Genomic DNA, 12393 nt, shown 5'->3' with positions numbered 1-12393 from the left:
GGCATTGCGCCCATGATTGAAATTGTCTCGGCCAGTTTGGTGAAAAACGGACGGACCATCCTGTCCGACCTTTCGGCCAAACTGACCGAAGGCCGCATTGGCATTATCGGGCACAACGGCTCCGGCAAATCAAGCTTTGTCAAAATGCTTAATGGGCTGGAGCCATGTACCAGTGGCCAAGTGCGCGTGGGCGATGCAGACATTGCGGAACACCGCGCCCGCGTCGGCTTTGTGTTTCAAAACCCGGACAATCAATTGGTGATGCCGCTGGTTGAGGAGGACATTGCCTTTGGCCTGAAAAAGTCCGGCCTCAGCAAAGCAGAGATCAAAGCGCGCAGCGATGCGCTGCTTGAAAAATTCAATCTCACCCATCTGCGCGAACGCCTCACCCACGAGCTGAGCGGCGGCGAGAAACAGCTGATCGCGCTGATCGGGGTGTTGATCATGCAGCCCGAACATATCATTCTCGATGAACCCACCACCTTGCTAGATTTGCGCAATCGCGCCATGCTGATTTCCATGTTGGACAAGTTGGAGCAGCAATTGATTATCGTCAGCCACGATCTGGATTTGATGACCCAAATGGATCGGCTGTTGTTGATCCATGAGGGCAAATTGCATGCGGATGGCGCGCCAACTGAGATCATCCAAACCTATCGCGACCTCTCATGCTGATCAGCCTTTATAAGCCCGGCAACAGCATCGTGCACCGCACCCCGTCGGGGTGGAAGATTGTACTGCTGTTTGTGTTTTGTACGGCGCTGTTTCTGGTGCAAAACTGGTGGTTTCTGGGCGCGGCGATTGCGTTGGTGCTGGCGAGTTATCTGCTAGCGAAATTGCCGCTGTCGCTGGCGTGGCAGGCGATGCGGCCGGCACTTTGGGTGCTAATACTGATCTTTTTGGTGCAGCTTTGGCTCAATGATTGGCAGTTCGGCCTTTATGTGGTGTTGCGCTTTGCGATCATGATCGTGGCGGCGACTTTGCTGACCCTGACCAGCAAAACCAGCGAGATGATTGAAGGCATTGAGCGTAGTGTCGGCAAATTATTTGGCGCGGAAGTTGCGGAAAAGGTGGGCCTCGCCTTTTCACTATCCTTGCGGTTTATCCCCATGGTGCGCGAAACCTATCAGGAAGTGCGCGAGGCGCAAAAGGCGCGTGGGTTGGGCCGCAATTGGCGGGCGTTGATCACGCCCACCATGATCCGGACGCTGAAATCTGCAGATGATATTGCTCAGGCCGTTGATGCCCGGTCTGCCGGGGCGCCTTTGGGCGAGAAAGAACCGCGCCATGATTAAGATTCGCGGCCATCATCTGCTGTGTGCGCTGACCTTTGCCGGACGCGGCTATAGCCGCCAATTTGAACGCGACTTTAAAGCGATCACAAAGCGCATGCGCGCCAATGAAATGATGCAGATTGTGGATCGACCCGACGAGATTTGCCGAAGCGTGAAAGACTGCGACGGCAGCCATTGTTATGAGCCGCGCATTGATCAACGCGATCAATTGGCGCTGGCGGACATTTCAGCGCTGCTCGGGCGCGAGCTGAATGTGGGCGATGAAATCGCCCCAGCAGAGCTGTTTACCGATAAGATGCGCGCCGCCTTCCGCGACAATCAAATTCGCGGTGGCTGCTTTGATTGCCAATGGCGCGGCTTCTGCGATCAGATCGCCTCTGAAGGGTTTCAAAACACACTTTTGCTGGCAGATAAATGAGCTCGGAAATTGTCGCGCGGATCAAACATCATCTGAGTAGCGATCCGGATCGGCTAGCCCTATTTGCCGGACAAGAAGTGCTGACTGCGGGCGCGTTGCTGGCACAGATCGAAGCGGCGGAAGCGCGGCTGCGCGATAAGGGATCGCCTGATCAAGTTGCGCTGGCCCTGCCCACCTCGGTGGAAGCGCTGGTGCTGTTTATTGCGGCGCTGAATGTGGCGCGAAACACGATCTATTTTGATCCCAATTGGCCCGCTGAAACGCAGCAACGCATCTTGAACTTTGTGCGGCCAGACCTGCTGATTGATCAAGTCGCTTGGACCAGTTTGCGGGGCGGCGACGCGCCGGAAGGTGATGCGCACTATACCTGCTTTACCTCCGGCTCCACCGGACTACCCAAAGGCTGTTTGCGGCACGAAAGCTCTTGGCTGGCCAGCTTTGAAGCAGACCAACCCTTCTCTGAAGTCACCGCGCAATCAACCATTCTGGTGGCCGGCAGTTTTGCCCATTCGCTGTTCACCTATGCGGCCATTCGCGGCCTGGTGGCGGGGGCGAAAATTGCGCTGCTACCCAACTTCCACCCCGGCGCTTTATTGCGGCAGATTGAACAGCATGAACAAGCGATGCTGTTTGCCGTGCCGACGCAATTGGATGCGCTGGTGAACGCCGCCAAAGGCACCTATCCCAATTTGAGCAAAGTGCTCTGCACGGGTTCGAAATTGGCCCCACACCTCGCGGCTAAGGTGAAAGGTCGTTTTCCCAAGGCTGACCTAATCGAGTTTTACGGCACGTCCGAGCTGAGCTATGTCGCGGCGCGGCCCGTGCAGCAAGACGATGCGGCAAGCCTTGTGGGCAAGCCGCTTTCTCCGGTGCAAATCGAAATTTTGAATGAAGAGGGGCAGCCTGTGCCGCCGGGCGAAACCGGGCAGGTTTTTGTGCAAAGTCCACTGGCGTTTAAAACTTACCTCACCGAAGCGGGGCAGCGCGATATGCCGAACCGGATCAGCGTTGGCGATACAGGCTTTGTAGATGCGCAGGGGAACTTGCATCTGGTGGGGCGGGCGGACCGCATGTTCACCGTCAGTGGCCGCAATGTGGCGCCGGAGGAAATTGAAGCGGCCTTGCAGAAATTACCGTACGTTGCCCATGCCGCCGTGTGGGGTAAGTCCGACCCCAAGCGTGGCCACCAGATCGTTGCGGCGCTACAGCTAGAAACCACGCAGTCGCGCGCCCAGATTTTGAGTGACTTGCGCCCGCATCTCACCCCCTATTTAATGCCGCAATATCTGTTTGCCGCAGGCGATTGGCCATACACCAGTTCGGGCAAAACCGATCTGCAAAAGTTAAATGCCCAATGGCAGGCAAACCAATTGCAGGAGCTGACATGAGCAACGGGGTCTATATGGTGGCGGCAAAGCGCAGCGCGGTAGTACCGCGCGGCGGCGCGTTCGCCAATTTGCGCCCCCATGAGCTGGCCACCCCAATCGTGCAGGCGCTGTTGCAGGAATCCGCGCTGGACACGGCCCAGATCGACCATGTCGTGTTGGGCAATGGCCTCTCGGGCGGCGGCAATGTGGCCCGCATGGTCGGGCTGGCGGCGGGCCTGCCCCAAAGCGTACCCGCGATCACGCTAGACAGCCAATGCTGCGGCGGCATGGATGCGGTGCAAATGGGGATGCATATGATCGGGGCCGGGGCGGCGCAAACGGTGCTGGCGGGGGGCGTGGAAAGCTATAGCACCGCACCGCGACGCATCGCCCGCGGATTGAACGGTGCGCCCGACCAAGAATATCAGCGCCCACCCTTTGCCCCAGACCCGACGCAAGATCCGGATATGCTCGACGCAGCGGCGCAATTGGCGGCTACGCGCAGGGCCAGCCGCGCTGCGCAGGAAGACTTTGCCATCCTCAGCCATCAAAAGGCGATAGATGCGTCGGCTAGACTGCACGATGAAATTGTGCCCATCGCAGACATCGACCAAGATCAATTCACCCGCCAGCTCAGCGCCAGACTGTGCGCCAAACTGCCCGTGCTGACCGGCGACAAAGAAACAGGCCTCACCGCGGCCACCACCGCTGTGGAAGCGGATGGGGCGGGGCTTTGCCTTTTGGTGTCTGAAGCCATGCTGAAGGCGCATCCACAATGGCAAGATCGCGCAGTAAAACTATGTGGCGGTATCAGCAGGGGCAGCGATCCGGCCATGCCTGCATTGGTGCCTATACCTGCCATTCAAGATGTTTTGCAACAGCTTGGGCTTAGCGCAGCAGATATCTCAGTGATCGAAATGATGGAAGCTTTTGCCGTGCAGGCCATGGCCTGTCTTAAGGAAACAGATTTGCCGCTCGACCGCACCAATTTAGGCGGAGGGGCCTTGGCGCGGGGCCATCCCATCGGGGCATCCGGTGCGATCAATTTGGTGCGTCTATTTTATGAATTGCGGGGGCTTGAAGCTGGGGCTTATGGTTTGGCGGCCATCGCTGGCGCGGGTGGAATAGGATCAGCCATGGTGATGCAAAAATGATCGAGATAATACAGATCATCGATTGGCCAGAATATATGGGCACAACATTTGAGGATGCCTCACCGAGAGCGGTGACGCCAGCTCAGCTGGCGGCCTTCTTGCAGGCCTCGGGCGATGCAAATGCGATTCATCAGGGCGATGAAGCGATCATTCCTGGCAACTTGCTGGTGAGCCTCGTACCCCAGTTTGTACAGCAGCATTTGAAATTATCTGACACCATAATTGGCATGAGCGTTGGATACGACAAGGTGCGTTTTAAAGCCCCTGTCAAACTTGGAGAGCCACTATTCTATATGGCCGAAATCGCGCAAGTGCGGATGCACAAAGATGCTGCCTATGTGACCTATCAGGTGCGATGTGCACGCGCAGGACAAGTGGTGGTGACGTTGGAAATGAACGACCATTTTACCACCAATAATCTGGCCGACTGATCAGATTGGCATGTGCTAAAAGCCCTATTCTTCAACAAATTCTTCGAGCAGATCGAGAAGTTTTTCAATGCGCTCAACGCCATATTTTTCTTCTAGCGACTGATAGATGCGGCGCTGTTCTGGCGAGATGGCTTCAATAAAAGCTTTGCCGCTTTCGGTGACAGAAAGCACGGCGCGGCGGCCATCATCATCGGCCCGGCGGCGCAGAATAAAACCGCGATCTTCAAGCGTTTTGATGATGCGCGTAAGGCTCGGCGCCAACACAGAAGCACGGTTCGCCACTTCGGTGGCATCCAACGGGCCTTCTTCATCAACAACACGGAGCACCCGCCATTGTTGCTCGGTCACATTGTGCGCAGCCAGCATTGGCCGAAAATGAGACATGACAGATTCGCGAGCACGCAACAGGGCCATTGGCAGTGAGCGGCGGGTACTTTGTGGAAACATATTTCTTTCCATCCGGCTTCAAAAAACTTGGCACCCTTTATTGCGGGATTGTTGAATTGGGGCAAGCCTTTTCCTTTGATGCTTGACAAGAGAGAAAAATATATTTAACACGTTAAACAATATTGGGACGGAGGCAACTATGCCGCATTTGAGCATAGAATACTCAGCCAACCTGGCTGATAAGATTGATATGAACGCACTTTGCCATGCGCTGCATGAGGTGATGATCAATGCAGGGCCGTTTGAAAAAGGCGGCGTGCGCGTGCGCGCTTTCCGAGCAGATCATTATGCCATTGCGGATTTGCATGCGGAAAATGCATTTGTCGATATCAATTTGCGCATTGGTCAAGGCCGCAGCCAAGAAGAGAAAAAGCAGGTGGGCGAAGCGCTGATCGCACGCGCTGAGGCCGAATTGGCATCGCTTTTCGAAACCGAACATTTTGCTCTTTCACTCGAAATTCGCGAAATTGACGCCGAATTGAGTTGGAAGCGCAACACCATCCATAAACGCATTCGAGCAACAGGATCTAACGCATGACCGACCTGAAGACCAATATTGAAAAGGCACAATCCTATTTAGAACGCTTTCGCAAAGAGGGTGTGTTGAACCATATTGCAGGGCAATCAGTTGCAGCAGATAGCGGCGAGCAGTTCGAAATTATCTCGCCGGTTGATCTAGAGCCGATTGCAAAGGTTGCGCGCGGCGGCGCATCGGATATCGACAAAGCTGCAAAAGCGGCAAAGGCAAGCTTTGCGGAATGGGCTGCGATGCCAGGCAAAGAACGCAAGAAGCTGTTGCACCGCATTGCCAATGCGATTGAAGCGCGGGCCGAAGAAATTGCGTTTGTTGAAAGCATGGATACGGGCCAAGCCATCCGCTTCATGTCTAAAGCCGCTTTGCGCGGGGCAGAGAATTTCCGCTTTTTCGCAGATCGTGCGCCAATGGCCCGCGATGGCGAAGCCTTGCGCGCCAACAATCAATTGAACATTACAGCACGCTCGCCAATCGGCCCCGTTGGGATCATCACCCCATGGAATACGCCGTTTATGCTGTCGACCTGGAAAATCGCCCCAGCGCTAGCGGCAGGCTGTACAATTGTGCACAAGCCTGCGGAATTTTCGCCGCTTACCGCGCGCCTATTGGTGGAGATCGCAGAAGAGGCAGGCCTGCCAAAAGGGGTGTGGAACCTGGTGAATGGCTTTGGCGAAGATGCCGGCAAGGCGCTCACCGAGCATCCCGACATCAAGGCGGTGGGCTTTGTGGGCGAAAGCCGCACCGGCTCCATGATCATGAAGCAGGGCGCCGACACATTAAAGCGCTTCCACTTTGAGCTGGGCGGCAAAAACCCGGTGGTGGTTTTTGATGATGCCGATCTGGACCGCGCAGCAGATGCAGCCGTGTTCATGATCTACTCACTAAACGGCGAGCGTTGCACCTCTTCATCACGCTTGTTGGTGCAATCATCCATCTATGATGAATTCACTGCCAAGGTGGCGGAAAAAGCCAAAAACATCAAAGTGGGGCACCCGCTTGACCCGCAAACCGTGGTCGGCCCGTTGATCCATCCAGTGCACGAAAAGAAAGTGCTGGAATATCTTGAGATCGGCCCGAAGGAAGGCGCAACTGTTGCTGCTGGCGGCAAGAAAGCGGAAGGGTTTACCGGCTGCTATGTGGAGCCGACTTTGTTCACCAATGTCACCAACGATATGCGCATCGCTCGGGAAGAGATTTTTGGCCCCGTTTTGAGCGCCATGAAATTTGACAGCGAAGAAGAAGCGCTAAGCATCGCCAACGACACCGAATATGGCCTCACAGGTTATGTGTGGACTTCAGATGTGACCCGCGCCTTGCGCTTCACCGAACAGCTAGAAGCGGGCATGATCTGGGTAAATTCAGAAAATGTACGCCATTTGCCATCGCCATTTGGCGGCGTGAAAAGTTCTGGCATCGGCCGCGATGGCGGCGATTGGTCTTTTGATTTCTACATGGAGACAAAGAACATCGCTTTTGCCACCACCGCACATGCCATTCCAAAATTGGGTGGCTAAGCCCGCCCCACAAATAAGAATTGAGTTTGCGGTTTTAGGCCGCGTTGAGGAGATCCGTTAAAATGCCTGTACCCAAGAGTAATTTATATCCCGACTTCAACATTGTTCGCCTGTCTCATGTGGAATTTATGGTGACCGATTTGGCGGCCAGCAAAGCTTTTTATGCTGATACGCTTGGGTTGCAAATCTCTTACGAAGATAGCGAAACAGTGTTTTTGCGTGCTTTGGAAGAACGCAATCATCACTGTATCATTCTGCGCAAAGGCCAGAAAGCTGAAGCCAATGTGCTGGGCTTCAAGGTCTATGATGAGCAGGAATTGGACAAGGCTGAAATCTATTTCAAAGAAAAAGGCCTGCCCAGCGAATGGATCGAACGTCCACATCAGGGCCGCACATTGCGCACTCAGGATTTGCATGGCATCCCGCTGGAATTCTATGCACGCATGAACCAGCTCGACCCAATCCATCAGCAATATAAGCTTTATAAAGGCGTGCGGCCCTTGCGCATTGACCACTTCAACTGCTTCTCCACCAATGTGGATGAAAGCGTGGCCTTTTATAATGATCTCGGCTTCCGCGTGACCGAATATACCGAAGATGAAGAGAGCAAAAAACTTTGGGCGGCGTGGATGCACCGCAAAGGTGGCGTGCACGACATGGCCTTCACCAATGGCCGTGGCCCACGTTTGCACCATACGGCCTTTTGGGTGCCAAACCCGCTGGCCATCATCGATCTACTTGATCTGATGTCGACAACTGGCTATCTCGAAAACATTGAACGTGGCCCGGGCCGTCACGGCATTTCAAATGCGTTTTTCCTCTATATTCGCGACCCAGATGGTCACCGGATTGAGATCTATTGTTCAGACTATATGACCGTTGATCCGGACCTTGAACCGATCAAGTGGGATTTGAAAGATCCGCAGCGGCAAACTCTTTGGGGGGCGCCAGCACCGCGCAGCTGGTTTGAGGAAGGCACTACCTTTGCCAATACAGAAATCAGCGACAGCCAATTGGCCGCGCAGCCTATTGTGGCGCCATAAAGCGAACCCACTGGCGTTGGACGGGGCTAAGATAACGGCAAGGCGAGAACTTTTCACGCACTGAGTCGTTGACCAATTAACCCGCACCAACGCCAAGAGGCGTTTGACTTGAACGGCCAACAAAGGAAAGCGACATGAAACTGAACGACCCAAAATTGCTCCGCGAAGCCCTGCCAGTTGCTGGTAAATGGATTGAAACCAGCGATGATATGCTGACGGTCAAAAATCCATCTACTGGTGATATTGTGGGCAAGCTGCCAAAAATTGGCGCTGAAGAAGTGGAAGAAGCGATTGCCGCAGCGGCCAAAGCGCAAAAGCAATGGGCCAAACGCACCGCAAAAGAGCGGGCACAGATTCTGCGTCGCTGGTTTGAATTGATGATGGAACATCAGGATGACCTCGCGGCCATTCTGACCATTGAGCAAGGCAAACCGCTTTCCGAAGCCAAAGGTGAAATCGCCTATGGCGCAAGCTTTATTGAATGGTTCGCCGAAGAGGCGCGCCGTGTTTGTGGCGATTTGATCCCGGCCCACCGCACCGATAGCCGCATCATGGTGATGAAGCAGCCCGTTGGCGTTGTGGCGGCCATCACGCCGTGGAACTTCCCCAATGCGATGATCACCCGCAAAGCCGGACCAGCGCTCGCTGCAGGCTGCGCCATGGTGCTGAAACCCGCGTCGCAAACCCCGTTCTCGGCGATTGCATTGGCCGTGCTGGCGGAACGCGCCGGGTTGCCCATGGAATTGTTCTCCGTGGTCACTGGCTCCTCCAAAACCATTGGCGTTACGCTGACGGCCAGCGATGTGGTGCGCAAAATCACCTTTACCGGGTCCACGGAAGTGGGGGCGATGCTCTATGAGCAAAGTGCACCAACCATCAAAAAACTCGGCCTGGAACTGGGCGGCAATGCACCCTTTATCGTGTTCGACGATGCCAATGTGGACGACGCGGTGGAGGGAGCAATCATCGCCAAGTTCCGCAATAATGGCCAGACGTGTGTGTGCGCCAACCGTATATATGTGCAGGCTAATATTTATGATGAATTTGCCCAAAAGCTGAAAGAAGCATTGCAGAAACTCAAAACCGGGGATGGTTTTGCCGATGATGTGACCTTCGGGCCGTTGATCGATCAGGGCGCAGTTGAGAAGGTGGAAGAACATATTGCGGACGCCAAGCAGAAGGGGGCGGAAGTAACCTTGGGTGGCCGACGCCATAGCTTGGGCGGCACCTTCTTTGAACCCACCATCATGACCGGCGTCACCCAAGATATGACCGTGGCGACGGAAGAAACTTTTGGTCCCGTTGCGCCGCTGTTCAAGTTTGAGAGCGAAGCTGATGTGGTGCACATGGCCAATGACACTGAATTTGGCCTCGCCTCCTATTTCTACGCCAATGATTTGAGCCGAGTTTGGCGCGTCGCCGAAGAATTGGAATATGGCATGGTGGGCGTGAACACCGGGCTTATCTCCACTGCGGAAGCGCCATTTGGTGGCGTCAAACATTCCGGACTGGGCCGCGAAGGCTCCCACTATGGCTTGGATGAATTTTTAGAACTCAAATATGTCTGCCTTGGCGGCATCAAGGAAAATGAGGAATAATATGACCAATCGGGCGCGCATCGCCACCTTTAAGCGCAACAACAAGCTGGGCTATGGGGCCATCACCGACACAGGCGTGGTGGACCTTTCTGCCCGCTTTGGCACCAAATATGCGGGGTTGCGTGAAGTGATCGAAGCGGGCGCGCTGCCTGAACTGGTTGAGGCTGCAAAGGGCCAGCCGGACGATTTTGGTTTGGATGAGATTTCAAACGAAATTCCGATCCAAAACCCCGAGAAATTGATTTGTGTGGGCGTAAACTTCCTTAACCGAAATGAAGAATATAAGGACGGGCAAGAGGCACCGCCAAACCCGTCACTTTTCATCCGGTTCCCACGCTCCTTCACTGGCCATGACCAAGCCTTGGTACGCCCCCACGCTTCGCCACAATTGGATTATGAAGGCGAGATCGTGTTAGTGATCGGCAAAGGCGGTCGGCACATTGCTGAAGAAGACGCGCTGGACCATGTGGCGGCCTTGACCTTGTGCAATGAAGGCACCATTCGCGATTGGGTGCGCCATGCCAAGTTCAATGTGACCCAAGGTAAAAACTTCGACGATACGGGCTCAATCGGCCCTTGGTTGGTGCCGTTTGAAGGCGAAGAGCAATTGGCCGATGTGCGCCTGACCACCAAAGTGAATGGCGAAGTCCGTCAGGATGATCGCACCTCACGTATGATTTTCAGCTTTAGAAAATTGATCAATTATATTTCGACCTTCACCACCCTAGTGCCCGGCGACGTGATCGTGACTGGCACACCAACAGGCGCAGGCGCCCGGCTTGACCCGCCACAATGGCTGAAGCCTGGCGATGTGATCGAAGTGGAAGCCGAAGGCATCGGCCTGTTGCGCAACACAGTGCGGGATGAGGATTAAAATGATTAGTGATAATGATGCCAAAAAGCTGGCGGAAGAACTGCATAACGCCGAGGAAACGCGGCAGCAAATTCCGCTGATCTCCAAGCGGTTTCCGGAGGCAGAACTGGCCGATGCCTATAAGGTGCAAGATGCCTGGGTGGCCCATAAATATGGGTTGGGGCGTCGACGCATTGGCTGGAAAATCGGCCTCACGTCAAAAACCATGCAGGCGGCATTGAACATCACCACGCCGGATTCAGGCGTGTTGTTTGACGATATGGCGTTTGAAAATGGCGCGACAGTGCCAAAAGATCGATTTATTCAGCCGCGTATTGAAGCGGAAATCGCCTTTATTTTGAAAGCACCGCTCAAGGGCGACAAGGTCACCCTGTTCGATGTGCTGAACGCCACGGACTATGTGATCCCGTCTCTGGAGATTTTGGACACGAGGGTCGTGCGCAAAGATACCGAAACCGGGCAAATGCGCACCATTGTCGACACGGTGTCAGATAATGCGGCCAATGCCGGGCTGGTGTTAGGTGGCCGTGCCATGCGGGTTGACGAGGTGGATTTGCGCTGGGTTGGCGCCATCGTGCAACGCAATGGCGTGGTGGAAGAAACCGGTCTTGGCGCGGGGGTGCTGAATCACCCAGCCATGGGCATTGTGTGGCTGGTGAAGCGGCTGGCGCAATTTGACATTGGCTTAGAGCCTGGTGAGATTATCCTCTCCGGCTCCTTCATCCGCCCCGTGGAAACCCGCCATGGCGACACCATCATGGCAGACTTCGGCCCCTTGGGCACTGTCAGCACTTTTTTCGAATAAGGAACATCAACATGCCAGCACCCACCAACAAATTTAAAGCCGCCATCCTGAATGGCGAAAAGCAGATTGGGCTTTGGATGGGCCTTGCCAATTCTTATACGGCTGAAATTTGCGCGGGGGCCGGCTTTGATTGGCTGGTGATCGATGGTGAACATGCCCCCAATGATCTGCAATCTATTTTGGGCCAACTGCAAGTTTTATCCAACTATCCGGTGAACCCGGTGGTGCGGGTGCCGATTGGCGAAACCTGGTTGATCAAACAAGTGCTGGACCTTGGGGCGCAAAATATTTTGGTGCCGATGGTGGAAAGTGCTGAACAGGCAAAAGAACTCGTGCGCGCGATTAAATATCCGCCTGCTGGCGTGCGCGGCGTTGGCGCAGCGCTGGCCCGGGCATCGCAGTTCAACCGCATTGGCGATTATCTGCAAACGGCAAATGATCAAACCTGCCTGATTGTACAGGTGGAAAGCCAAGTCGGCGTTGAGGCGATTGAAGAGATCGGTCAGGTTGAAAGCGTGGACGGCATCTTTATCGGCCCTGCTGATTTGGCAGCAGATATGGGCTATCTGGGCCGCCCCGGCGAGCAGACAGTGAAAGACGCGGTGCTTGACGGTATTGCAAGGATTGCTGCCACAGGTAAAGCCGCAGGCATTCTGAGCGCCGACAAAGCTTTTGCGCGCGCTTGCCTAGACCAAGGCGCCCGCTTTGTGGCGGTGGGCACGGATGTAACCCTTTTCTCCGGTGCCACCAGCAAGCTGGCGGAAGAGTTTACAGGTGCGGGCCATGCTGCACCTGCAGGTGACAAGACCTACTAGTTTTCTAAAGCTATGCCCTGCCAATCAGACGAGCAGGGCAAACTTGCGCGCGAGCTTTTCGAAATTTACATTTCTGGGTGGGCAGCTCGATTTGTTT

14 protein-coding genes are annotated in these 12393 nt (G+C 54.8%); 13 read left to right on the top strand and 1 reads right to left on the bottom strand.

Translation table 11 applies throughout. The features are described from left to right. Positions 1 to 12 precede the first annotated feature (12 nt). The 6 genes from ACP15Y_RS11095 to ACP15Y_RS11070 are packed head-to-tail and all read left to right on the top strand — an operon-like array spanning position 13 to position 4665. Positions 13 to 675 carry an energy-coupling factor ABC transporter ATP-binding protein gene (locus tag ACP15Y_RS11095; RefSeq protein ID WP_424983146.1) on the top strand — a complete coding sequence of 221 codons (663 nt, stop codon included), beginning with the start codon at positions 13 to 15 and terminating at the stop codon, positions 673 to 675. Further along, positions 669 to 1295 (top strand): energy-coupling factor transporter transmembrane component T family protein, encoded by a 627-nt coding sequence (locus ACP15Y_RS11090; protein ID WP_424983145.1) that lies wholly within the window; start codon positions 669 to 671, stop codon positions 1293 to 1295. Before ACP15Y_RS11095 ends, ACP15Y_RS11090 begins: the two co-directional genes overlap by 7 nt. Then, on the top strand, positions 1288 to 1713 hold the full coding sequence (locus tag ACP15Y_RS11085; protein WP_424983144.1) for a DUF1284 domain-containing protein: 426 nt from the start codon (positions 1288 to 1290) through the stop codon (positions 1711 to 1713). The genes ACP15Y_RS11090 and ACP15Y_RS11085 overlap by 8 nt, the downstream gene beginning before the upstream one ends. Then, positions 1710 to 3101: a class I adenylate-forming enzyme family protein gene (locus ACP15Y_RS11080; protein ID WP_424983143.1), complete on the top strand. Its 1392-nt coding sequence runs from the start codon at positions 1710 to 1712 to the stop codon at positions 3099 to 3101. Before ACP15Y_RS11085 ends, ACP15Y_RS11080 begins: the two co-directional genes overlap by 4 nt. Next, positions 3098 to 4234: a thiolase family protein gene (locus ACP15Y_RS11075; RefSeq protein WP_424983142.1), complete on the top strand. Its 1137-nt coding sequence runs from the start codon at positions 3098 to 3100 to the stop codon at positions 4232 to 4234. Before ACP15Y_RS11080 ends, ACP15Y_RS11075 begins: the two co-directional genes overlap by 4 nt. Beyond that, positions 4231 to 4665, top strand: a complete 435-nt coding sequence (locus tag ACP15Y_RS11070) for a MaoC family dehydratase (RefSeq protein WP_424983141.1) — start codon at positions 4231 to 4233, stop codon at positions 4663 to 4665. The genes ACP15Y_RS11075 and ACP15Y_RS11070 overlap by 4 nt, the downstream gene beginning before the upstream one ends. A 24-nt stretch (positions 4666 to 4689) precedes the next feature. Here ACP15Y_RS11070 and hpaR read toward each other — a convergent pair whose 3' ends face one another. After that, the gene (hpaR, locus tag ACP15Y_RS11065; RefSeq protein ID WP_133573725.1) at positions 4690 to 5112 is read right to left on the bottom strand and encodes a homoprotocatechuate degradation operon regulator HpaR; all 423 of its coding nucleotides are present in this window, start codon (positions 5110 to 5112) and stop codon (positions 4690 to 4692) included. A gap of 139 nt (positions 5113 to 5251) precedes the next feature. On the opposite strand from hpaR, the gene ACP15Y_RS11060 reads away from it, so the two are divergent. The 7 genes from ACP15Y_RS11060 (at position 5252) to hpaI (ending at position 12296) form a co-directional block, all read left to right on the top strand. Then, on the top strand, positions 5252 to 5650 hold the full coding sequence (locus ACP15Y_RS11060) for a 5-carboxymethyl-2-hydroxymuconate Delta-isomerase (RefSeq protein WP_424983139.1): 399 nt from the start codon (positions 5252 to 5254) through the stop codon (positions 5648 to 5650). Beyond that, positions 5647 to 7161 (top strand): 5-carboxymethyl-2-hydroxymuconate semialdehyde dehydrogenase, encoded by a 1515-nt coding sequence (gene hpaE, locus ACP15Y_RS11055; RefSeq protein ID WP_424983138.1) that lies wholly within the window; start codon positions 5647 to 5649, stop codon positions 7159 to 7161. Before ACP15Y_RS11060 ends, hpaE begins: the two co-directional genes overlap by 4 nt. A gap of 62 nt (positions 7162 to 7223) precedes the next feature. Continuing rightward, positions 7224 to 8204: a 3,4-dihydroxyphenylacetate 2,3-dioxygenase gene (gene hpaD, locus ACP15Y_RS11050; RefSeq protein WP_424983137.1), complete on the top strand. Its 981-nt coding sequence runs from the start codon at positions 7224 to 7226 to the stop codon at positions 8202 to 8204. 134 nt (positions 8205 to 8338) lie between these two features. After that, positions 8339 to 9802 (top strand): NAD-dependent succinate-semialdehyde dehydrogenase, encoded by a 1464-nt coding sequence (locus ACP15Y_RS11045; RefSeq protein WP_424983136.1) that lies wholly within the window; start codon positions 8339 to 8341, stop codon positions 9800 to 9802. A 1-nt stretch (position 9803) separates the two neighbouring features. Further along, on the top strand, positions 9804 to 10676 hold the full coding sequence (locus ACP15Y_RS11040) for a fumarylacetoacetate hydrolase family protein (RefSeq protein WP_424983135.1): 873 nt from the start codon (positions 9804 to 9806) through the stop codon (positions 10674 to 10676). Between the two features lies 1 nt (position 10677). After that, positions 10678 to 11481: a 2-oxo-hept-4-ene-1,7-dioate hydratase gene (gene hpaH, locus ACP15Y_RS11035; RefSeq protein WP_424983134.1), complete on the top strand. Its 804-nt coding sequence runs from the start codon at positions 10678 to 10680 to the stop codon at positions 11479 to 11481. Between the two features lie 11 nt (positions 11482 to 11492). Continuing rightward, positions 11493 to 12296 (top strand): 4-hydroxy-2-oxoheptanedioate aldolase, encoded by an 804-nt coding sequence (gene hpaI / locus ACP15Y_RS11030; protein WP_424983133.1) that lies wholly within the window; start codon positions 11493 to 11495, stop codon positions 12294 to 12296. Positions 12297 to 12393: the final 97 nt, after the last annotated feature.

The organism is Maritalea sp. S77 (genome assembly GCF_049801075.1).
Taxonomy (GTDB): Bacteria; Pseudomonadota; Alphaproteobacteria; order Rhizobiales; family Devosiaceae; genus Maritalea.
This window is presented reverse-complemented; position numbering and strand designations above follow the sequence as displayed.

What these genes read in the sequence shown, in the direction of transcription:
- ACP15Y_RS11040 (WP_424983135.1), top strand. Translation starts at nt 9,804, where the DNA reads ATGACCAATCGGGCGCGCATCGCCACCTTTAAGCGCAACAACAAGCTG.
- hpaH (WP_424983134.1), top strand. Translation starts at nt 10,678, where the DNA reads ATGATTAGTGATAATGATGCCAAAAAGCTGGCGGAAGAACTGCATAAC.
- ACP15Y_RS11070 (WP_424983141.1), top strand. Translation starts at nt 4,231, where the DNA reads ATGATCGAGATAATACAGATCATCGATTGGCCAGAATATATGGGCACA.
- ACP15Y_RS11095 (WP_424983146.1), top strand. Translation starts at nt 13, where the DNA reads ATGATTGAAATTGTCTCGGCCAGTTTGGTGAAAAACGGACGGACCATC.
- ACP15Y_RS11075 (WP_424983142.1), top strand. Translation starts at nt 3,098, where the DNA reads ATGAGCAACGGGGTCTATATGGTGGCGGCAAAGCGCAGCGCGGTAGTA.
- ACP15Y_RS11080 (WP_424983143.1), top strand. Translation starts at nt 1,710, where the DNA reads ATGAGCTCGGAAATTGTCGCGCGGATCAAACATCATCTGAGTAGCGAT.
- ACP15Y_RS11060 (WP_424983139.1), top strand. Translation starts at nt 5,252, where the DNA reads ATGCCGCATTTGAGCATAGAATACTCAGCCAACCTGGCTGATAAGATT.
- ACP15Y_RS11085 (WP_424983144.1), top strand. Translation starts at nt 1,288, where the DNA reads ATGATTAAGATTCGCGGCCATCATCTGCTGTGTGCGCTGACCTTTGCC.
- hpaD (WP_424983137.1), top strand. Translation starts at nt 7,224, where the DNA reads ATGCCTGTACCCAAGAGTAATTTATATCCCGACTTCAACATTGTTCGC.
- hpaI (WP_424983133.1), top strand. Translation starts at nt 11,493, where the DNA reads ATGCCAGCACCCACCAACAAATTTAAAGCCGCCATCCTGAATGGCGAA.
- ACP15Y_RS11045 (WP_424983136.1), top strand. Translation starts at nt 8,339, where the DNA reads ATGAAACTGAACGACCCAAAATTGCTCCGCGAAGCCCTGCCAGTTGCT.
- hpaE (WP_424983138.1), top strand. Translation starts at nt 5,647, where the DNA reads ATGACCGACCTGAAGACCAATATTGAAAAGGCACAATCCTATTTAGAA.
- ACP15Y_RS11090 (WP_424983145.1), top strand. Translation starts at nt 669, where the DNA reads ATGCTGATCAGCCTTTATAAGCCCGGCAACAGCATCGTGCACCGCACC.
- hpaR (WP_133573725.1), bottom strand. Translation starts at nt 5,112, where the DNA reads ATGTTTCCACAAAGTACCCGCCGCTCACTGCCAATGGCCCTGTTGCGT.